General features: G+C 57.8%; 19 protein-coding genes. 9 read left to right on the plus strand and 10 right to left on the minus strand.

Translation table 11 applies throughout. The features are described 5' to 3' along the window. Positions 1–33: 33 nt before the first annotated feature. Complete coding sequence (msrA, locus tag ACK4FF_RS00960) at positions 34–699, plus strand: peptide-methionine (S)-S-oxide reductase MsrA (RefSeq protein ID WP_409703594.1); 666 nt, start codon at positions 34–36, stop codon at positions 697–699. Between the two features lie 3 nt (positions 700–702). Here the strand turns inward: msrA and ACK4FF_RS00965 are convergent, their stop codons facing one another. Together ACK4FF_RS00965 and ACK4FF_RS00970 are read right to left on the minus strand one after the other, a co-directional pair. After that, positions 703–1,593, minus strand: coding sequence for an AEC family transporter (locus tag ACK4FF_RS00965; protein WP_409703597.1), 891 nt, complete (start codon positions 1,591–1,593; stop codon positions 703–705). Positions 1,594–1,677: 84 nt separating this feature from the next. Next, entirely contained in the window at positions 1,678–2,565 is an 888-nt protein-coding gene (locus ACK4FF_RS00970; RefSeq protein WP_409703600.1) for a LysR family transcriptional regulator, read from the minus strand. 136 nt (positions 2,566–2,701) lie between these two features. On the opposite strand from ACK4FF_RS00970, the gene htpX reads away from it, so the two are divergent. Continuing rightward, on the plus strand, positions 2,702–3,574 hold the full coding sequence (gene htpX / locus ACK4FF_RS00975) for a protease HtpX (protein WP_409703603.1): 873 nt from the start codon (positions 2,702–2,704) through the stop codon (positions 3,572–3,574). 96 nt (positions 3,575–3,670) lie between these two features. Here htpX and ACK4FF_RS00980 read toward each other — a convergent pair whose 3' ends face one another. Beyond that, positions 3,671–4,192 (minus strand): NlpC/P60 family protein, encoded by a 522-nt coding sequence (locus ACK4FF_RS00980; RefSeq protein ID WP_409703606.1) that lies wholly within the window; start codon positions 4,190–4,192, stop codon positions 3,671–3,673. Further along, the gene (locus tag ACK4FF_RS00985) at positions 4,193–4,537 is read right to left on the minus strand and encodes a DUF4870 family protein (protein ID WP_409703609.1); all 345 of its coding nucleotides are present in this window, start codon (positions 4,535–4,537) and stop codon (positions 4,193–4,195) included. Between the two features lie 450 nt (positions 4,538–4,987). On the opposite strand from ACK4FF_RS00985, the gene ACK4FF_RS00990 reads away from it, so the two are divergent. Genes ACK4FF_RS00990 through ACK4FF_RS01005 form a run of 4 tightly spaced genes read left to right on the plus strand, consistent with a single transcriptional unit; the run spans position 4,988 to position 10,886 of the window. Beyond that, on the plus strand, positions 4,988–7,435 hold the full coding sequence (locus ACK4FF_RS00990) for a hypothetical protein (RefSeq protein WP_409703611.1): 2,448 nt from the start codon (positions 4,988–4,990) through the stop codon (positions 7,433–7,435). 28 nt (positions 7,436–7,463) lie between these two features. Further along, positions 7,464–9,248, plus strand: coding sequence for a hypothetical protein (locus ACK4FF_RS00995; RefSeq protein ID WP_409703612.1), 1,785 nt, complete (start codon positions 7,464–7,466; stop codon positions 9,246–9,248). A 24-nt stretch (positions 9,249–9,272) separates the two neighbouring features. Next, the gene (locus ACK4FF_RS01000) at positions 9,273–10,049 is read left to right on the plus strand and encodes a hypothetical protein (RefSeq protein ID WP_409703615.1); all 777 of its coding nucleotides are present in this window, start codon (positions 9,273–9,275) and stop codon (positions 10,047–10,049) included. A 3-nt stretch (positions 10,050–10,052) separates the two neighbouring features. Beyond that, positions 10,053–10,886: a hypothetical protein gene (locus ACK4FF_RS01005; RefSeq protein WP_409703617.1), complete on the plus strand. Its 834-nt coding sequence runs from the start codon at positions 10,053–10,055 to the stop codon at positions 10,884–10,886. A 37-nt stretch (positions 10,887–10,923) separates the two neighbouring features. Here the strand turns inward: ACK4FF_RS01005 and ACK4FF_RS01010 are convergent, their stop codons facing one another. Both ACK4FF_RS01010 and ACK4FF_RS01015 read right to left on the minus strand, forming a co-directional pair. Further along, on the minus strand, positions 10,924–11,628 hold the full coding sequence (locus tag ACK4FF_RS01010) for a hypothetical protein (RefSeq protein WP_409703620.1): 705 nt from the start codon (positions 11,626–11,628) through the stop codon (positions 10,924–10,926). Positions 11,629–11,684: 56 nt separating this feature from the next. Continuing rightward, the gene (locus ACK4FF_RS01015) at positions 11,685–12,458 is read right to left on the minus strand and encodes an enoyl-CoA hydratase/isomerase family protein (protein ID WP_409703621.1); all 774 of its coding nucleotides are present in this window, start codon (positions 12,456–12,458) and stop codon (positions 11,685–11,687) included. A 174-nt stretch (positions 12,459–12,632) separates the two neighbouring features. On the opposite strand from ACK4FF_RS01015, the gene ACK4FF_RS01020 reads away from it, so the two are divergent. The 3 genes from ACK4FF_RS01020 (at position 12,633) to ACK4FF_RS01030 (ending at position 15,264) form a co-directional block, all read left to right on the plus strand. Next, positions 12,633–13,448, plus strand: coding sequence for an MBL fold metallo-hydrolase (locus ACK4FF_RS01020; RefSeq protein WP_409703624.1), 816 nt, complete (start codon positions 12,633–12,635; stop codon positions 13,446–13,448). A 99-nt stretch (positions 13,449–13,547) separates the two neighbouring features. Then, positions 13,548–13,952: a c-type cytochrome gene (locus ACK4FF_RS01025; protein WP_409703626.1), complete on the plus strand. Its 405-nt coding sequence runs from the start codon at positions 13,548–13,550 to the stop codon at positions 13,950–13,952. A 10-nt stretch (positions 13,953–13,962) separates the two neighbouring features. Beyond that, the gene (locus ACK4FF_RS01030) at positions 13,963–15,264 is read left to right on the plus strand and encodes an FAD-dependent oxidoreductase (RefSeq protein WP_409703629.1); all 1,302 of its coding nucleotides are present in this window, start codon (positions 13,963–13,965) and stop codon (positions 15,262–15,264) included. A gap of 69 nt (positions 15,265–15,333) precedes the next feature. Here ACK4FF_RS01030 and ACK4FF_RS01035 read toward each other — a convergent pair whose 3' ends face one another. From ACK4FF_RS01035 to ACK4FF_RS01050, 4 genes are all read right to left on the minus strand, one after another. After that, complete coding sequence (locus tag ACK4FF_RS01035) at positions 15,334–16,653, minus strand: GDSL-type esterase/lipase family protein (protein WP_409703632.1); 1,320 nt, start codon at positions 16,651–16,653, stop codon at positions 15,334–15,336. A gap of 11 nt (positions 16,654–16,664) precedes the next feature. Next, the gene (locus ACK4FF_RS01040; RefSeq protein ID WP_409703635.1) at positions 16,665–18,011 is read right to left on the minus strand and encodes an SGNH/GDSL hydrolase family protein; all 1,347 of its coding nucleotides are present in this window, start codon (positions 18,009–18,011) and stop codon (positions 16,665–16,667) included. A 5-nt stretch (positions 18,012–18,016) separates the two neighbouring features. Continuing rightward, the gene (locus ACK4FF_RS01045; RefSeq protein ID WP_409703637.1) at positions 18,017–20,356 is read right to left on the minus strand and encodes an alpha-L-rhamnosidase C-terminal domain-containing protein; all 2,340 of its coding nucleotides are present in this window, start codon (positions 20,354–20,356) and stop codon (positions 18,017–18,019) included. Positions 20,357–20,504: 148 nt separating this feature from the next. Next, complete coding sequence (locus tag ACK4FF_RS01050; RefSeq protein WP_409703640.1) at positions 20,505–21,479, minus strand: AraC family transcriptional regulator ligand-binding domain-containing protein; 975 nt, start codon at positions 21,477–21,479, stop codon at positions 20,505–20,507. Positions 21,480–21,483 lie beyond the last annotated feature (4 nt).

Raw genomic sequence — 21,483 nt, forward strand, 5'->3', positions numbered from 1 at the left:
GCCCACCCGGACAACAACAGGAGCAAGCCACGCATGAGCCCACCCCGACCCCACTCACAACGACGCAACTGGCTTGGGCTGCTGGCCCTGGTCGGCTTGTTGGGCACCAGCGCCCCTTGGGCACTGGCCCAGTCCACAGGCACCCGCATGGGCAGTGCCGCACAGACCGCCGCCACGCGAGAGGCCATTTTTGCAGGCGGCTGCTTTTGGTGCATGGAAGAGGCTTTTGAAAAAATTCCGGGTGTGGTCAGTGTGGACTCAGGCTACACCGGCGGGCAGGTCAGCAACCCCGATTACAAGTCGGTCAGCAAAGGCACCACTGGTCACATCGAGGCCATTCGCGTCACCTTCGACCCCACACAAACCAGCTACGACACGCTGCTTCGCCACTACTGGGCCAACATCGACCCCACCGCCGAAAACCGTCAGTTCTGCGACACAGGGCCCCAGTACCGATCCGCCATTTTTGCCATGAGCGACGAACAACTGAAAGCCGCGCAGGCCAGCAAACAAGCCCTGGAGCAGAGCAAACGCTTTCCCAAGGTGTACACGGAAATTCTGATGGCCAGCCCCTTTTACATGGCCGAGGAATACCACCAGGACTACTACCGCAAGAACCCGTTCCGCTACCGGTACTACAAGTCCACCTGCGGCCGGGAAGCCCGCCTTGAGCAGGTGTGGGGCAAAAACAGGCCTTAAGGCTTACAGCACCCAGTACAGCGCGAGTGGCACCACGGCAAGGCTCATGAGGTTGCCCACCATCACAATGGACGCCACCCGCTGGGGCTCCTGCCCATATTGTTCTGAAAACACGAAATTCAACACGGCCGGGGGCAAGGCGCCAAACACAATCAACATGGCGGCATGCCCGGCCGTCAGCGGCAGCAACCACACGCACAGCGCAGCAAACACCAGCCCGGTGGCTGGGCACACCAGCCCGGCCACCACACCCAGTTTCACATCGGAAAAATCAGCCTGAGTCAGCCTGACCCCCAGCGAGAACAGCAACAGCGGAATGGACACGTCACCCGTCATGCGCACCGCGAAGTACAGGGGTTCCCACACGGCAATGCCGGACACACTCACCGCCAGGCCCGCAATCGACGCCAGCATCACCGGCTCGCGCCACAGGTTCCACAGCCGGGCGTTGGGGCTGAGCATCCAGGTGCCCAGGGAATAGTGCAGGGTGTTGCTGACCAAAAACATCATGACCGCGGCGGGCAGTGCGTCCTGACCGAAGGCCAGAATGGCCAATGGCAGCCCCATGTTGCCGCTGTTGTTGAACATCATGGGGGGTACGAAGGTTTTCCAGTTCACCCCCAGCAAACGGCCCACGGGCCAGGCCAGCAAACCAGACCCCAACACCACGATGGCCGCACCCGCAGCCAGTACTTTGTACGACTCCCAGTCGAAACTTTTGCTGGCCAGCGCCGAAAACACCAGCGCCGGCACAAAAATGTCCATGTTCAACTGGTTGGCAAATCGCATGTCCGGCTTTTTGACTCGGCCGTACCAATAGCCCGCCAGAACAATCGCAAAAATTGGGAAAACAATCGAGACAATGCGCAACAGCATGCCGTCAGCCTTGAACATGAATGGTCAACAGAGAGGCGCAGTGTACGCCACTGCCCTGCATCGCACGATTCGGGTTTTCAGCGTGTTGCGCAGCGCGTGGTATCAGGGCTGAGGGCCAAACAACTTCTTCATGGCCGGGTGCTCAAGGTTTCTGGGGTGGGTGAAGGCGTAATAGTCTTCCATCACGCCCGTGGCATCGCCCACGTGTTCCACCACCCCGTCGCGCACCACGTCGGCAGTCAACAGGGCGGGTACCGCAAACAAGCCCAAGCCTGCGCGGCCAAAGGTGTCCAGCAAGGCCAGGTCATCAAACTCGCCCACCACACGAACCGACAGGCTTTCCTGTTCCAGCCATTGCTCAAGCTTTAAGCGCAGCACGTTGTTGCGCGAGGGCATCAAAAATGGCGCGCCCTGCAGGCTTGCAGGAAAGCCGGCTTGATACTGGTCGCGCAAGGCGGGGCTGCCAAACAGGCGGACCGGGTAAGACAGCAGCCGGGCCACCCGCAGGTGCGCCGTGCCTTGCCCGCCGGGCCGCTCGGCCAACACCAAATCCAGTTGGTGCTGAACCAGCTCGGCACACAAGGCCTCAAACCGCCCCTCGGTGCACACCAGTCGCACCGGGCGCTCCAGTTGAAACACGGGCTCAATCATGTGGAACGACACGGTTTTGGGCAAGGCATCGGCAATGCCCACCGACAGGCGCAAGGTCAGGTCGAGCTGCTCATCGTCCATGGTTTCGGCCAATTGCTCGCCCAACTGAAAAATCTGGTCGGCGTAACGCAAGGCCACACGCCCGGCTTCGGTCAGCCCCAGGCCCCGGCCCACAGGCTGAAACAGTGAGCGCCCCAAGCTTTGCTCCAACTGCGAAATCTGGCTGGACAAGGTTTGCGCCCGCAAGCCCAGTTGGTCTGCCGCCGCAGTCAAGCTGCCGGTTTTGGCCACCATCCAGAAATAGCGCAGGTGGTGATAATTCAGTTCATTGAGCTTCATGGTGAACCTTCGCGGCTTTTCAAGCCCTCAACCTTTCGAGTTATTCGAACATAAATTCATTTTTTATTCCATTTATTCTGTGAAAAAAAGACCGTAGACTGCACCTCGTCGTGGTTTCTTTGTGAAAGGACACATCATGAAACGCATATTTTTGTTCCTGGCCACCAACCTGGCCATCATGGTGGTGCTGGGCATCACCGTTCACCTGCTGGGCCTGAACAAGTTCATGGCTGGCGGTCAACTCAACCTGCTCACCCTGCTCGGCTTCTCGCTGGTGCTGGGCTTCGGTGGTGCGTTCATCAGCCTGTTGATGAGCAAAACCATTGCCAAATGGAGCACTGGGGCACAGGTCATCGACCAACCCCGCAATGAGACCGAGCGCTGGTTGATGAGCACCGTGGAACGCCTGGCCAACCGCGCCAACATTCCCATGCCCGAAGTGGCCATTTTTGAAGGGGCCCCCAACGCTTTTGCCACCGGCCCCAGCAAATCCAACAGCTTGGTGGCGGTCAGCACAGGGCTGTTGCAGAGCATGACACGGGAAGAGGCTGAAGCCGTGATGGCCCACGAAGTGGCGCACGTCGCCAATGGCGACATGGTCACGCTGACGCTGATTCAGGGTGTAGTGAACACCTTTGTGGTGTTCATCGCCCGGGTGGTGGGTTTCTTTGTCGACCAAGCCCTGCGCAAGAACGACGAGGAATCCAGCGGCACAGGCATTGGTTACTTTGTAACCGTGATGGTGATGGAAATTACCTTGGGCATTTTGGCGTCCATCATCGTGATGTACTTCTCGCGCCAACGGGAATACCGGGCTGACGCGGGTGCCGCCGAACTGATGGGCAACCGTCAACCCATGATCAACGCCCTGCGTCGTTTGGGCAACCTGCAATCCGGCGAATTGCCTTCACAGGTGGCCGCATCGGGTATTGCAGGCAAAGGCGGTGTGATGTCGCTGTTCTCCAGCCACCCCGCCTTGGAAGACCGTATCGCTGCGCTGTCGCGCTGACCCTCCGTACAGCAAACCCGGCCGCTCAGTCCGGGTCTGTTGCTCTTGGCCCTGTTGGTTTTGCCGGACCGACAGGGCCTTTTTTTGACCCTTGGCCTAGAACATCACCCGGCGGACCGAGGTAAAGGTTCGTCGCCAATACGGTTCGTCCAGGCTGTTCAGCGTCACCCCTTCGCTGGTGGACGCGTGCAAGAACCACCGGGAACCCACATAAACGCCCACATGGCTGCTTTGCCGCCCTGTGCGGAAAAACACCAGGTCGCCGGGCAGCACGTACTGGGGCTCAACCTCAAACCCCACACGCGATTGCTGGTCGGTTGACCGGGGCAGGCTCACCTTGAACAGGCCCGACAAGGTGGTTTGAACAAACGCGGAACAATCAATGCCTTGACGGGAAGTGCCACCCAAGCGGTAGGGCGTGCCTTGCCAGTCGCGAAGTTGGGCCAGCAGGCTTTGCTGCACTTCAGCCAAAGGGCCTTCAAGGGTTTGTATTCGGGCCCCTTTGGGCAAATCGGATGGGGGCAAGCGGCTGATGCTGGAAGGCACCGTGCTGCACGCCGATACAGCCACCAGCAAGCCCACCGCACAAACCTGTGCACATGTGCGGCCCAACCTCATTTAAACCACTGCCTTGCGCTCACTGAACCTCAACAACCCTTTGACAAACCGATACACCAGCCAGGCGCACAGCACCCAATACAGCAGAAAACCCACACCAATCAACATCAACACCAAAGCCACCACAAACCACAGCAGCCCAAACCAGAAGGTACGAATCAACCACTGGAAGTGGCTTTCGTAAATGGTGCCGGCTGCCTCGGGCCGCTTGATATAGCAGAGAATGAGGGCAATCAGGATGGGTACAAAGGCGGTGAACAAGCCAATCGCCCCCAGCACGTAAGCCACCAACACCACCAAGCGGTTGCTGTCCTCCGCGTGTGTATTGTGCGTTTCCTGAAACATATTGAACTCCGTACCGATGGGATTCCCATTGTACAGACGCCAGCCCAACGCAGTATCCACGCCGAAGTTGCTCCTGCGCAAGGGCGCGCCTCCGGCCTGCGGCCAAGGAAAATGACCACAGCGCAATGGAGTAAACCATCTAATCTAAACGAGTGTTAACACACTGATTTCGCTCAATATTTCTTACATTGCAGACTGATACGGTTAGCGATCGTTACTTTTCAGTAACTTCAATGAAATGATTTCATTGAACAAAACGCCCAAGTGACTTTTGCGCTTGCCAGATGCAACGCAGCCCAGCCATCAATTTGGCTACAGATGTCGTCGGAATACTGCGAGTTGTACGCTTTTTACGAGCTTGCAGGCGTGCCGGGCAGCCCGTACACTGGCCCGAACCCCTCAAACGGGGTAACCACTACACCTATAACAGCCCCTCGGGAGAGCGTTGACATGCGCCATGTCCTGCCTGCAGTACCTTTGATCATCGCCTTGGCACTGAGCAGTGCCCTGGCCCACGCCCAAACTACCGCCAACCCAGCCAAAATCGAAAAGAAAACCGGCACAGTGGATGTCAGCCAGGAATACTGGCCTGCAGCGGGCAAATATCCAGTGCCCAACACGCCCTACCAACACACCTTGCGTTCTGTGTCCCTGGACGATTTGGCCAAGCGCAACATCCTGCCCTTGGGGATTTACGACGGCACACCCCAGTTGAATGCCAACAAAGACTGGTACGAGAAAAATTTCTACGCCACATTGGCCGCCAAGAAAGTGTGGAACCCCGGCACCAGCCCGAAAACACATCCGTTCCAAGGCCCGATCACCTGGAAGTACGAACCCATTCCCCAGCTTCCCCCACCCCCATGCGACCAACCCCAGCCCACGGGTTACGACGCTGAAGGTTGCCGTTACGCCAACACCCTGTTCAAGGATGTGGAAGCCAAAGACCCTGCCAAGGCCAAACAACTGCGAGAACAGGTGCGCCGCGGACGCGACGTGTGGTTCAAAGGCACCTTCGGCAACCAGGACGAGCCGTACCTGCACTTTGCGCGCGCGGCCGGTGGCCAGGACAAAATCTGGTACCCCTGGCTGGACACCCGCGAACGTAAAAACCGCTTCTCCAAGTACGGCCTGATCAACGACCCCGACTGCACCGAGGGCGATGCCTCCACCAACTGGTGGGACAAATGCCCCGACCCACACAGCAGCGGTGTGCTTGGTTACCGCAAGTACTACGCCGACCCCACCAAAGACGAGAAAACCGGCAAGGTGGTGTTCGACCCCAAAACCAGCCCCTACACCAAGGGCGAACTGGAAAAGAACATGCGCTACGTGGTGGGCCACCCCTGCGTGCAATGCCACGTGGGCTTTGACCCCACCAACCCACCCAAAGACCCCAACCAGCCGCGCTGGGAAAACCTGTCGGCCACCATCGGCAATCAGCACATCGTTCAGCCTCTGATGTTCTTCCAGGGCACAGACCACGACGCCGTGGTGCGCCAAGTGTTGAAAGCGGGTCGCCCCGGCACCATCGACACCTCATTGGTGGCCAACGACTTCCAGAACAACCCCGGCACCCAGAACAACATCATGGACTTTCAAAACCGCCGGGTGTTTGAACACGTGATGAAGAATCCGGTGACGGGTGAAATCAAAAAAGGCCTGACCCAGAACGTGCTCAAAGGCGGCGAGGATTCCGTTGGCGACCGTTTGGCCTTGATCCGTGTGTACGTGAACATCGGCATGTGCACGGAAGAATGCTGGACACCCAACTTCCCGACACCGGGCAAGCTGCTGGGCGCGAAATCCAAACAGAGCCCGTTCTCCATCAAACAGTGTGCGGCCGAGTGCGAGCCCTGGAACTACGCCGACGCCAAAATGCATGACCTGGCCGCGTTCCTCATTACAGGCGGGCCCACTTACCTGGGCAATGCCAAGGAAACCGATGGCACCCCCGGCACCAAGTTTGTGGACTTCAGCAAAGTGCCCCAAGGCCGCAAGGTGTTTGCCCGCGAATGTGCAAGCTGCCACTCGTCCAAAGTGGCCCCCGAAAACATTCGCCGCGACAAGGCTGCACTGGAACGCTTCTACGAAGGCCATGTGTTTGGGTCCGAGCAGTTCTGGAAATACGAGTTCACGGACGAAGAGCGCAACTCCGCCAAATTCCTGGCCCAGTACATGACCAAGGATGCAAAAGGCACCCTGCGCCCCAAACAGTTCGCCAAGGACGGCGTGTTTGGCCAAGACTGGCTGGGCAATGACGAACCCACGCCCTTCCACGAAATTGGCACCAACATGTGCCGCGCCCTGCACGACAACCACAATGAAGGCCACATCTGGGAAGAGTTTTCGTCAGAAACCTACAAGCAGCGCAAAAGCCCCGGCAAGGTGGCTGTGACGCTGAACCAGATGGTGCCCGGCTTGGGCGGCACCAAAGTGGGCGAACGTGAAGTCAAAGGCGGACCAGGCTACCTGCGCAACATCAGCTTGTTGTCGGTGTGGGCCACTGCCCCGTTCCTGCACAACAACGCGATTGGTGAAATGCCTGTGCTGAAAGACGGTACACCGGACGCCACCGTGGCGGGCCGCATCAAGGCCTTCGAGATGGCCTACGAGGAATTGATGATGAGCGACGACCCCAAGGTCAAACCCTCTCGCCCTCAGAAAGTGTCCAAAACCGACACCGACATCAAACTGGCCCTGCAGGAAGACCAAGGTGGCCTGATCAAGTTGCCCGTTAAAAAGGGCACCGAGATTGGCAAATTCACCAGCAGCGACCCCCACCGCCCCGTCACGCAGAAATGCGACGACTTGGTGGAAAACAAGGGACATCAGTTCGGTGTCAGCCTGTCCAAAGAAGACAAGCATGCACTGCGCGAATTCCTGAAACTGATGTAAGCGGCTTGAGGGTGTGACGATGGGTGTGATGGCCAAACGGGGCCTGGCTGCTGCGCTGCTGCTGGCCGTGGCCGCAGGAGGGGCGATGTACCTGAGCCGCGACGACAAACCCTTGAGCCAGGCCAGCGTGGCGGCACTGGCCAAGAACACAGCCCTAGGTGGGGCCGAGAAGTTGCTGAGTACGCAAGTGCTCAGCGATGACGACCTGCCACCCGAAGGCACACGCTCCCTGTTTGACCACCTGGCCGCCCAGGCCGGTGGTGTGCCTTATCCATTTGAAAAACTGGTTGAAACGGTTCAAAAGCTCAGCCCCGATGGCCAAGCCCCGGTGCTGGTCATGCTGCCGCACGGGCGTTCCCTGCTGAAAGGCCAAAGCGACGACACCCGGCCCCGTGTGCTGTTGGCCGCCGACTTTCAAGCCCCCAACACTCCCGCCGCACTGGGTGTGAACATGCGGGGCCAGCTCTTTCTGGGCTTTGTTGAAAACGCCAATGAAATTGAAGTGCTCAGTTACAACGAAGCAGCCGGGCGCTTCGAATTTCAACTGGTGCAGGACTACTCAGCCACGGGCGCACGCAAACTGGTGTACGCAAGGCGGCAAATTTGCGTCACCTGCCATCAAGGTGCAGCCCCTATTTTTTCCCAGCGCCCTTGGGAGGAGACCAACGGCGCCTCGGGCACCACCGAAGCCATTCTGCGTGCACGCACAGCCGCCGGGGTTGACCCACACAGCTACTTGGGCATCCCCACCTCAGCCCCACTCTCGGCACCGGAACGGTTCGACGAATTGACCGACATCGGCAACTTCTTTGCCGCCACTCAGACACTGTGGATCGATGGCTGTGGTGACCCTGCCCAACTTGGCGCCACTGCCGTTGACTGCCGAAAAACCCAACTGAAACTGGCACTGCGCTACAAAGCGCAACCGGGCGAGTTCCGTGAAGAAGGCCCTTTGGTAGAGCGGTTGCGACAGGCTCAAACCATGAGCCTGGGCACACGGACCATTGCCGTGGCCGAAAGCGACCTGAGCAACCGCAACCCCGTGCTGGAGCAACAGGGGATCAAGGCGTGGTTCAAGCAGTTCACCGGTGCGCGCATCAAGTTGGGTGACGGTGCACGCAACAACGAAGAACTGGAGGCCTTTGACAAACTGCCCAAGCTGCCTCTGGAACTGGATCCCCTCACCCGCAGGCCGCCCAAACGTGTGCTGAATGCCCAACACGTGGACGCCGCCTATGGCTTGGCCAGCCTGCTGACCGAGAGCGACATACAAACCCTGATGCATGCCGCCGACTGGCAAATCGCCAAGCTGGACCAAGCCGTGGACAAGCTGCCCGCAGAATTGTTCGGTGCCAAGCCCTTCGTGCGTTCAACCATGGTGCGTTCCCTGCTGAGCAGCCGCGAATTACCCCTGGTGGCGCGGCAAGGTCCACGGCCCCTGGCGTTTGCCTACACCGAGGTGTCTGACATGTCGCCGCCTGTTGTCAGCGGTGTGCCACCTTTGGCCCTGTCGGCCAACTCGGCCTTAAAACCCTATGAAGATTACTGCTTCTCCTGCCACCGAGGCAACCCAGCCAAGCGCCTGAACTTCATGGGCGCCGATTCCGAGGACGCCGTGTTGGCACAAATGCGCGACAAAGTCGAGATACGAGACGCACTGGATTGGGAACGATACGACGGCACCGACAAAGCCTCGATCTTGATGCCCCCCCGGGATTCCCGGCAATATGCCCTGATGAAAGACGCCGAGAAAAAAGACCCCAAACTGCGCGACACCATGCGCGCTGTGGTGCCCGGCCTGTTTGGCTTCTGACCCCACCTTCGGAGAACCGCATTCATGCGCCTGACGCACACCCTTCGCCCCCTGCTGTTGGCCACTGGCTTGGCATTCGCCCAAAGCAGCATGGCCCAACCCCTGTTTGCCAACCTGTACAAACAACAGTATGGCTACACACCCGCTTGCACAGCCTGCCATCGGGACGGTGGGGGCTCGGTCCTGAACGCATTTGGTGAACAGTTCAAAGACGCGGGCGAGACAGCCGCCGCATTTGCCAAAATTGCAGAGAAAGACGCTGACGGTGACGGGTTCAAGAATGCGGTGGAGGCCATGGCCAAAGCCAACCCTGGCCGCAAAGAATCCACACCCGACAAAAAGGGCGACTGGCTGGATGTGTCCAGCCTGATTCCCAAAGAGGTGCAACAGCGCTTCCCCGGCATCAAGGAATACCTGCCGCGCGATGCGTTTCTGACCCCGCAGGACCTTGAGCGCGCGAAAGGCTTGGGGGCTACATTGAGCAACAAAGATGACAACACCCTGTACGTGGCCCTTCAGGACCGCAAACCCGCTGGCGTGGGCCTGATCTTCCCGGGCGAATACCAGGGCAAAGCCTTTTACCTGTTGATGACCACCGACCGCCAGCTCAACATCACGGCCATCGAACCCCTGAACACCCGCCAAGTCAAAGAAGCGGCAAACCCTGCGCTGTACACCCCCTTCAAAGGCATGGCGCTGGACAAACTGCCCGCCGCCCAAGGCAACGACCTGAAGGCTGCAGTGGCCCAAGCCGTCAAGAAGGCTGGCACACTGGTGTATGTCCGCCTCAAATCCAGTTAAGCCATGTTGACGAATACCCTGTTGCGCTGCCTTTTCGCCTTGATGGCCACGCTGGTGCTGACCTTGCACAGCCCGCCGGGCGTGACCGCCCCAGCTGAGCCTACAGCGGCCACCACACAGCCCACAGCCCCACAAGACCCATTCGATTTCTTCAGCGACAAACCGGTGGACAGCGCTGAAGTGGTCAAGGTGCCTGAACCCAACCCTGCGTGGATTCGGATCGGTGGCCCTGCGGGCTTGGTGTCGCTGGGCGTTTTGCTGCTGCTGCTGACCAAATGGCTCATCCCCTTTGAGCGGCACACGGTGGACATCAACCTGCGCAATTTCCCGCCCGCTGCAAAACGCGGCATGGCCATCGCCGTGGTGTTGTTCGGCTTCGCATTTGTGTTTGGCGCCAGTCAGATTTACTACCAGTTGCAGTTCTTCGACAGCTCAGCCGACTACATCGCGAGCATGTCGGTGGGCAAGCTGATTGTGATGACCCACGCCCACCTGTTCGGCTTCACCACCGCCTTCTTCATTGTGGGCATCCCGTTTTCCATGCAGTTCAACCACATCCGGCTTTACCAGTGGATCTTTCCGATCGGCTTGACGGCTGCGTTGATCGACGTGGTCAGTTGGTGGGGCATCAAATTCGTCGACCACAGTTTCGAGGTGGTGTCGATGGTGTGCGCGATGCTGTTTTCAGCGAGCTACCTGTGGATGCTGATTGGCTTGGTGCGCACCTTGGCATTTCCGGAAGTCATCTGGGCCTCCGACAAAGACAAATCCATCCGCGAAGCAGCGCTGAAGAAAAAAGAAGAGGCCCGCAAAGAATTCCGAAAATTCTTCAGCTGAGCCTCCGGGTTTGCTGCGCACAGGGCGCCGACCAATGTCAGTTGCTGCACGTCAGGCCTTGCTCGCCTCCCTCACAGGATTGCGGGCGGCTAAGTTCACCGGTGCCTTCCGTGGCTGGGCGGCCCGGCCCTACTTCAGCCACAACGCCCTGAATCACCTTGTTCTCCACGTTCTCGGTGCGCACCACCGAACGGGTCTGCTCCTGTCGGGCCAAAGCCGCTGACCCTTGAGCATTGCTCAATGCGGAGGCTTCTTGAGGTGACAGGGCCACCGACCCGTTGTAACTGACAGGCACACGGGTCAAGCTGCCGGCCCCATCGTAGTAAAACGCATACGATGCGGAGTTTTCCGGGCCACTGAGGAAGACCACCTGCCCGGGCACCAAGGATGCGCCTTCAAACGGCAACACCGTGGTAAAGCCGCCTAGTCCAGGCTGGCCCACAGTGCCAATTTCCACGGCAATCGCACCGCTGCCGTCAAACTGGCTGCTGGCACCAGCACCGAACGGGCTGACCTGCCGTGGAGACACCCCATTGCCTGAGGCCAAAACCGGTATGGCCAAAGTGAATGCAGGATAGGACGCAGCAGCCCCAACCAAGGCATCGTTGTAGGGCAAGCGGGCACGAATCACACCGCCGTCACGGGTTGCCAACCCACCGGCCCGCACATTGACCATGTCCGCATTCACGCCCATGCCATTGACCACGACAGCCGGTTCATTGGACACACTGAACAGACTCAAGCCCCGACACACAGGCTGCTACGCTGGACATCAACGAGCAGCCCTAAGCCCGCCGGTCAGGCCTTGTTCTTGCGCATTTCAGCCAGTTGAGCCTGCAGCGCGTCAATGCGCTTGTGGTTGTCTTCCGACCCAATGTAGGTGCGGAACAGCCATTCCTGCGTGCGCATGGACATGTCCAAGTCCTGAGACAACACCACATTCGACAGGCGCTTGGTTTCAGCCAAACAGGCGCGGTCGAACTGGGCCATGTCCTTGGCAATCTGAGCCACAGAACTCAGCAACTCGCCCTCGGGGAATACCTTGCTGACATAGCCCATGCGCTCGGCTTCCTGCGCGTCGTAAATGCGGCCGGTCAGCGCCACTTCCTTGGCGCGGCCCATGCCGATGATGCGCCACAGCGGGTCCATGATGGGCGTCAACGACAACACAATTTCACGCTGGCCGAACTTGGCGCGGGTGGACGCGTAGCGGATGTCGCACATCATGGTCAGGTCGAAACCACCGGCAATGGCGGCGCCACCCACCGCGCAAATCACGGGCTGCTCGCAGAACAGAATGGCGCGGTAAGCGCGGTGGAACAAGGCGGTGTAGGCCTCGTTGCTGACTTTCTCCAGCTTGCGAATTTCGTTCAGGTCAAAGCCTGCGGAGAAGTATCGCTCGCCGCCGGTGAACACCACCACGTTCACATCGGGCCGCGCGCCCAGCTCGTTGAACATGCGCTCCACTTCCAGCAAAACGTCGGGGGCCAGCGCATTGCCCTTGTCGGGGCGGTTGATGGTGACGGTGGCCACGCGGTCGGCCACGTCCAGCAGCAAATATTGGTAAGTCATGGTAGTCGTTCTTGTTGAAGTGAATCTGAACCAGCGCGCCAGTGGGCGGGCTGTGTCTCCTGTGGATTGATTGTAGCCCAGCGCCTGGTTGTGCATCGGACAATGCCCCGGTTCAATCCAGTCTTGGTTACCCGGCAGTATCATCAAGGTTACCCAACACCCTTCGGACGCTCCATGAAAATTCACCACCTGAACTGCGGCACCCTTTGCCCCTACTGCGCACGGCTGATCAACGGCAAAGGCGGCTGGACCGAGAAAGGGCGGCTGGTGTGCCACTGCCTGGCGCTGGAAACCAAGGTGGGCGTGGTGCTGGTGGACACTGGCTTTGGCGTGGCCGACGTGGAGAAACCCAAAGCCCGCTTGGGCAGCGCGTTTCTGGCGCTGACCCAACCCACCCTGAAACGCGAAGAAACCGCACTGGCCCAGCTTGAGGCCATGGGCTTTAGCGCCAAGGACGTGACCCACATAGTACCCACCCACCTGGACCTGGACCACGCCGGCGGCCTGAGCGACTACCCCCACGCCACCGTGCATGTGCTGGACGCTGAACTGGCCCAAATTACCCGCCCCACCGCACGGGACAAAGTGCGTTTTCGGGCCCTGCAGTTTGCCCACGGCCCGCGTTGGGCTGAACACCGCAACCCCACGGTGGACTGGTTTGGGTTCAAGGCCATTGCCCCCATTGCCGAACTGGCCGACGACCTGCTGATGGTGCCGCTGGTGGGCCACACCAAAGGCCATTGCGGTGTGGCCGTGCGCAACGGCAGCAAGTGGCTGCTGCACTGTGGCGACGCCTACTTCCACCGGGCCGAAGTGGGCCACCCCGACCCCATGCCCGCCGGTTTGCGGATTTTCGAGAAACTGGTACAAACCTGGCCGCAAGCGCGGATAGACAGCCAGGCCCGTTTGAAGGCGCTGGCTGAAAAACACGGGGCAGAAGTGGAGCTGTTTTGTGCGCACGACCCGGAGGAACTGGCGCGGTACCAATAAGCGCCCCCAAGAATAGGGGCATAGGCATTTGCTAAGGATGCCTTAATATTTCAATGGAATATTGGTGTTTGCTCATACATGAATTCTTGGAGTAACACCATGTTCCTCACCCCGCTGACCCGTGGCCGCCAAGCCATGGCCGCCGCTCTGCTGGGCCTGCTGATGGCCCAAGGGCCTGCACAGGCCGATGACCAGAAAAAGCAAACCACCCAACCCGGCACCACCAAGAGCAGCACGCCCACAAGCAACACTGCGCCTGCCTTGCCGGCCACCGGGGGCGTGAATGGCCGCTTGCTGGCCAGCAACTGCTTTCAGTGCCACGGCACCGACGGCAGTGGCGGCTTTGAAAAACTGCGGGGCGAAAGCGAAGCGGAAATCTACTCCGAGCTGAAAGAATTTGCCTCGGGCAAGGAGCACCCCAACAGCATCATGGCGGCCCACGCCACGGGGTTCACAGACGCACAAATGCGCCTGATCGCCAAATACTTCGCCAGCTTGAAATAAGGAGCCCGCCATGAAACGCCGTGAATTTTTGCAACTGGGCGCAGGCGCTGGCCTGGCTTTGAGCGCAGGGCTGTACCCACTGATTGGCCGCACCGCCAACCCCCAAGTGATTGTGGTTGGGGGTGGCATGGCCGGTGCCTCAGCCGCCAAATACATTCGGCTGTGGAGCAAAGGCTTGATTGACGTGACCTTGGTTGAACGCGACGCCAGCTACACCTCCAACATCATGAGCAACGAGGTGTTGACCGGCAAACGCGCCAATATGGGCACCTTGAATTATTCTTACAACACCTTGGTGAGCAAGTACGGCATCAACCGCGTGCAAGGCAACGTCACCGAGATTGACTCGGTGAACCAAACCGTGCGCGTGCTCAACAGCGCAGGTGCCCAAAGCCTGCGGTATGACCGGCTAGTGCTGGCCCCTGGGGTTGAATTTGACCTGATGCCGGGCATGCAAAGCCTGGACCAATACGACACCGTGGTGCCCCACGCGTGGAAAGCAGGCCCACAAACCACCCTGCTGCGCCAGCAACTGATGAACATGGCTGACGGGCAATCGGTGGTGATTTCCATTCCTCTGGCCCCCTACCGCTGCCCACCCGGCCCTTATGAGCGGGCCTGTGTGATTGCCGACTGGTTGAAGACGAACAAACCCAACTCGCGCCTGACCCTGCTGGACGCCAATGCCACCATTCAAGCGCAAGCGGCCAACTTTCAGGCGGCGTTCACAGGCGCTTACGGCTACACCGTGGACTACAGGCCCGGTGTGACGATCGACCAGGTTCAAGTGGTGCCGGGTGCCCACCGCGTGCGCTACCTGAAAGACGGCGCAAGCACCACCCTCACCGCCAACGTGTTCAACCCGATTGCCCCCCAACGCGCCCCCGCCTTGCTGCGCAACGCAGGCCTGTTGAATGGCAACTTCGCGCCGGTGGACTTGTTGAGTTATGAATCGAAACTGAAACCGAAGATCCACGTGATTGGCGACGCCAGCGCCAGCGGCATGCCCAAGGCAGGCCACATCGGCAACCAGGAAGGGAAGACCTGCGCCAACGCCGTGGTCAACCTCCTGCTGGGCAACGCCTATGCGATGGCGGATGCATCCCCTGTGCTGAACTCAGCCTGCTTCACACCCTTGACCAGCACCAAAGCCTCTTGGTTGTCAGCGGTGTACCAGTACTCCAACGGTGTGATGGTGCCGGCCACCAACAACGGCGTGACGCAGCCCCGCGCATCCAGCGGAGCCAGCGCGGAGAACTACAAAGACATGAACAAGTGGTTCTCAACCTTGATGGGCGACACCTTCGCTTGACGAAGGTGGGTTAACGGTAAACCTACCAGGTGTTGGCCCCACCGCATCGTTGGTGGCCACATCGGGGGGTTACTCAAAAACCCTCAAGTCAATCGACTCACCCATGGCTTTGAAACCATCTTTGTTGGGGTGCAGGTTGTCCCCACTGGCAAAGGCTTGTTTGTAAAACAGCGGGTTTGTATCATCCCGCAGCACGGCATCAAAATCCAGAACATGGCTGTACACACCGCTTGTCCTGATCCACTCATTTACTTTCAGGCGGGTGTTGGTGGCAACCAGCACATAGGTAGGCCCCAGGGTGGATGCAATCGGCACCTTTCCAGCCTGGCGAATTTTGGTGGCCAGGTCTTCGAGCCCCTTGATAATTTCCGGGGCAGTTCGCGCAAAATTCACATCGTTGATACCCAATGAAACAATGACCCACTTCACATTGGGCATGGTCAACAAGTCCTCTTGAAGCCTTGTACGCCCTGATTTGGATTGTGGAGAATCGAGCAGCAGCATATTGCCGCCAATACCGGCATTCGTCACGGAAATCCTGTTGCCGTAAGCCTGAACAAGCCTGTTGGACAACACGTCTGTCCAGCGGTTGTTTGCATCAAAACTGGCGTACACACCGTCGGTGATCGAATCACCGAGCACTGCGACGGTTGATTCCACACCATCAGTCACCTGGGCCTCAAGGCGGTCAATCAGAAACCAGCTACCCATTGGATTGGTGAACAATTTACCGTCCGTGGATTCCGCATGATTACCCTGATTGGGGTCAGTTGCGTACGACGTCATCAGTGATGAGGCGTGCCAAGACAACAACCCGGATGTTTTCGGGATAAACAGAGAGATTGCAAGCGCTTGTGATGGCAGTACGGGCAGGATGAAGGTGTCGCTGGTTAATGTCTCCCCAGCCGGGATAACAAACTGTGTGGCGCCATTGAATGTGATGCGTACGTTGCTGCCTGCAACGACGGATGGCCCCTCTCCTTTTAGGCCAACGAATACATCCTGAAGCTGAAGTGGCTTGTCGCCAAACTTGTTGGACAACACCAAGCGCATGGTGTTGGCAGCCACGGTGGGGCGAACAATTTGACGCAAGGTTTGATTGGTGGCCCGGTTGCCCGGAAACACAGCCAAAAGCGGATAACTCAGCGACACACCGGCCACAGTCGGCAAGAAATAAGGGCTCAAGGTTCCCCCGGTGTCCTGCTGTTTTGGATCAACCGGAAAACCAATGGGATAGGCTGCCTGAACCGCTGTGCCCCACACAGGAACCCAAGCGAGGTCAGCTTGTGCAGGGCCAGTTCGCACCGGGCTGCTGGCGCCATCGGGGTTTTGCCCCTCCATACACGCGCAAAGCAATAGGCTCAGTGTCAACAAAAGTGGGCGCAACATGTTGCCTCCCCTTAGCGTAGAAGTTCCAAGGGAATGAAGTCACCCATGGCCTTGTAGCCATTGCTGTTGGGGTGAAGCCCATCACCGCTGTCGTATTCTGCTCGCATGTACCCTGGCCGGTCAGGGTCCTCTACACACTTCGCAAAATCAATCACACCATCGAACTCATTCTGTGTCCGTATCCATTGATTCACTTCGTCTCTCAGTGCCTTGGCTTCTGCCGAGAAGTGAATGAGGGGTGCACGGAAAGGCAGCTGGCGAATACCTGAAGGCAACAATGTTGCAATGTAAGCCTTGATTCCCCGGGCCTTCAAGCGGCCCAACAACTGCCGGTACCCTGCAATCAATTCCGCCGCGGTGGTGCCCGGAGGAATACCGATGTCATTGGTGCCAATCAGGACAATCACATGTGAAACCCGGTTCACCCCAAGTACGTCTCGGTCCATCCTCTTCAATAACCCGGGGCCCGAGTTGAACAAGGCAGTGAGCGGAAAATTGGGATCAGACAGTAAACGATTTGCCCCAATGCCCATATTGGCAATGGACTGGACAGCAACAGGCTCTTCAGCCGTGGCCAAACGCTTGGCCAGCACATCACTCCAGCGTGAGTTGCTGTTGATCTCCGACCCGGTTCCATCGGTGATGGAGTCACCAACGACGACCAGGACCCCCCTCTGGTCGCTGTTCTGCACCTGAAGTTCGCTCAGGTAGGCACTGCTCACCCAGCGCAGCGGGAACTGAGAACTGGACTCTGCCGAGGCCAGTTCAGCAGTTGACCCAGGGGCAATGTATGCCTCCTGATTGGTCTCAAGGTGGCCTGTCAAAGTGCCATGATGTGGCCCCTTGAGAAAGAGGGTTACGGCCAATTCCTCACCAAAACTCACCTGAAGATTGAACGGATCACTCAGGTAGTCATTTTGCGCCATGGACAGGGCCTGCTGACCTTGGTTGAAAGTGACCAAACGGTTGGTGCCAGCCTTAACCTCTCCATTGCCCGCATGAATACCCACGTGAACCTGCTCCACAACCAGAGCAGAATCACCAAATATATTGCTGAGCTTGAGTCGAAACACCTCACCACCTGCTGTTGGTTTAATCACCATCCGCAACGTGGTGTCATTCAAAACAACAGGGACTGGCAATGGTTGCCCGGGAATGCGACCTGTGTTGAGAAAGTTGGCTGTAACAAGCCCCATCGGGGCCCACGACCACACAGTCACCCACGGAGAATTACTCGACTCAGTCGGTGCAACCGTTGAGCCTGCAAGCAGCGTTGCGTTGTCTGAACCCACACATGCAGACAGAAACAACGCCATGGAGATCAAGGCAACACGGGCAAGCACCAAAGGGGTACGCATGCTGATCACCAGGCGATTGTGGTGGTGCCAGTGATGTTGGAGATGACCAAATAGTCACCCCGCTTGATCAAGTCCATGCCCTGGGCTGCCTTGCCATTGGCCCAAATCACCTTGCCATTCATCGCAACCATTCTGTCAGCGCCTTTCAGCGGTACGGCAATTTTTCCTTGGGTACCCTCGGGGGCAATCACCGTCATTTTGAAACCGGTGTCAGTAAGCTCCCAGCGCGATTCAATCAAGCCGAACGGCGTATCAGCCCGTCCTTGCGCCCAGGTCAAGTCGCCAAGTTGAGGTTCGACCAACCACTCTGAGAAGCCCGGCTTCACTGGGCGAATGCCTGTGATGTAACCGGTCAGTGCGTTGATTGGCCCAGCACCCCATCCATGTGCCGCCGAGGTGAATCCCTCATTGGGACGCTGCAGTGAAGGCTTTCCAAAGGGGTCAATTTTCAGGTTGTACGCCGGAATTTCGCCATTGATCCCAACCCGTTCCCAAAGGGTGGAAGCGGGGTCTGCCTTGGTCATGTGACCCCACATTTTGCGCATCAGATTCAACGCCCCTGGGGTGTCCTGAAAACTCAGGCGGGCCGTCAATTCTCGGGAAGCGATGAATGGCGCATACAGTTTTTGCATGAATGGATCGTTATTGAGCTCGCCGGTGAAAGTACCGTAGGGCCCTTGCAACTTGGTATCCATAAAACTCAGAATACGCGCGGCCTGCGCCTCATTCACGATGCCACCAAGAACAGCTTCCACATTACCGTCCACGGTGTGGTTGGTTTGGGGATTAAAGCTGTTGCCAATGAATGCGCCAGCCGACTCATCCCAGAAAGTTTTCATCATCGCAAGGCGGCGCTCTTCAGCACGCGCTTCGATTTTTTTGGCTGCCTCGTCACCCTGCCCCAACTCACGCTCCAACTCGGCCAGGCGCTTGTAGGAACGATAAATCACGGCATTGGTGTGCATCTGCTCGCCAGAAGCGATGTCGAACGGTTGCCAACTGATTTCACCGACATAGGCAGGAATACAAGCCCCTGTTGATTTACCGATCAGCGAGAAGGTGTCAAACAATTGAGCGAGCACCTGGCCCAAGGGGCCTGCAGCCGAGATTAAGGCAGGAGAAGGTGTATCCGACCCAATTTGACCGGTGCAATACACACCTTTGTTTGAACGACTTTCAAAGTAATTCATGGTGCGCCGTGCAACCGGCAACATGGCCTTCACGAAAGTCTTGTCCCCGGTGTACAGGTAATAATCTGCCAGTCCGATGACCCACCATGCAGTGTACTCACCAAGGCGTCCAATCTCTTCCTGCGCTTCCAGAGCGTGGGGCACCGGTCCGTCGGGCGTTAAGTCCGAGTAGTCTTCCTTGCAGGTGACATAAATCTGACTGAACATGGGCAGATAACCGCTGGGATACTGCTGGCAACCAAACATGGCCAGCGTGTCCTTCATGATCTTCCTGCCGTCCTTGTGCGAGTAATACGCGGCCAGGCCTTGATTACCCACATCCCCCAGCCACACCATACGATCGCGTTTGGCCCCATCAACGTACACAAACCGTTCACGTTGAGGGTCCTTGAGTGCGGTCATACTCATGGTGTAAGCAGAGTGCGACCAGATGGTGTTCAAAAGCGAATCACTGGACAGGAAACGACCAGAATACCCAAACCCCTTCTGCGTAGAATTGGAAACCCGCAGGTGCGTCGGTTTGACGCGAATGTAGTCAATTTTGGAGAGACCGGCATTGCCCAGTGCAATTGAAATCCAGCGCTGGCCACCTTGAATGCCCGACACAACGTATTTGCCTTTGGTCCGCACAGGGATGTCATGGGAACGGCCCTCTGGATCATCATCCTGACCTGCATTGTCGCCGGTGTAATCGCCGTCGTTGTTGAGCCAAATTCTGCGCTCTGCAAAGGCCAGGTGGGTTCGTGCTGTTGATCCGTCACAGAAACCGACCTCCACAATGCCACCCGTGTTGATACCCAGATCAATCACCACACGGTTCGGATTCAACTCCAACAATGGGGCGGTTGATTTGATGGTTGCGCATTTGCCGTCGGCTGTTTTCAGGAAATCCGGATTCTCGATCTGTGCAGAATCCCCTTCTGCAATCACGTCTGCCGGGTAGACATAGTCGCCCGTTGGGTCAATCAGAATGTCTGACCAACCGTCTTTTTCGGACAGAGGGCTGGAGGAGGTGAGTACAACACGACTTTCTTCTGCAGGAGAAACCGGGCTACCGGAGCTGGCTTCGCCTGAAGCAACGTTATCGCCACCGCAAGCTGCCAGGCTGGAGGCAATCAAGAAAGGAATGACACAGCGAATATAGGTCGGTTTCATGGCAATCATCAGCATCCGTTTACTTTATAAAATTTTGCTGATGCTAATCAAAGCCGGGGATTCAGTATTACCAAATCACGACAAGTCTTTATTCAAGGGGGTCGGCAATTTACCGATTGGGCACACGTGGATTGCCACCTGAGTTTGGTCAGCGCTGCGATTCGCGCACGGCCAGCGGCGTACGGCCAGTCCACTGGTGAAATGCCCGATTAAAAGCGGCCTGACTGGAATAACCCAGCAAATCTGCGATGTCTGACAGCGCAATTCGGGGATCGCGTAAATATTCAATCGCCAAGCCGTGGCGGGTATCGCTGAGAAGCTGCTGGAATCGAACACCTTGGTCTTCCAATACCCGCTGCAAGGTTCGGATTGAACAACACCGCAAAGCGGCCAAATCCCCGAGCTGGGTTTTACCCTGACGAATCAGTTGCAGGAGTTGAATTCGAATGGCCTCCAATTCCGGGGTCAACTTTCGGACATACTGAAGCCGGCGAGCAACCCATTCATCGACATCCTTGTATTGCATTGGCTCCGGCTTGGCTTTGGGTAACTGCAGGGTGTTCATGGGCAAAAGCAGTCGCGGCATTTCTGCGCCAAACCTCACCTCAGCCTTGAAATAAGCTTCATAGTCCGCTGCGTTGAGCGGCTGTGCACCGACGAACTCGACGCGGACTGGCTGAATATCCTGATGGGTCACCAATTTCAGGAAGCGAAGTATGGCGCCCAAACCGACTTCGTCGGACGCCTGACTTACCCAACCATGAATTTGCGGAATGTGAATATCAATGGCGCCTTCAGAGAACGCGATCTGGGTTGGATTGTTCTCCGAAACCAACTGGGTGTTGTCTTGACTCAGTGCCAAGCACTCCAGGAGGCTGTCTGCATTCAACAATAGATAACCCAGATACCCGAAATGACTGAACCGCATGCGCTCGGCGACACGCAAACCGAATAAATCCTGATTAGTGATGTGTTGGGCGTCCGTCAGCATCTTCTTCCAAACGCTAACCGGAACACGCCCACCGTAATCGATGAGGCGGCCCAAAATGCGTTCGGCATTAAATCCACAGGCTTGCAGATGCTCGTACAACATTTCTACGTAAGAAGAATCGACCGTTCTCACAGGT

Origin of the sequence: Limnobacter sp., assembly GCF_046297615.1 — a bacterium.
Classification (GTDB): domain Bacteria; phylum Pseudomonadota; class Gammaproteobacteria; order Burkholderiales; family Burkholderiaceae_B; genus Limnobacter.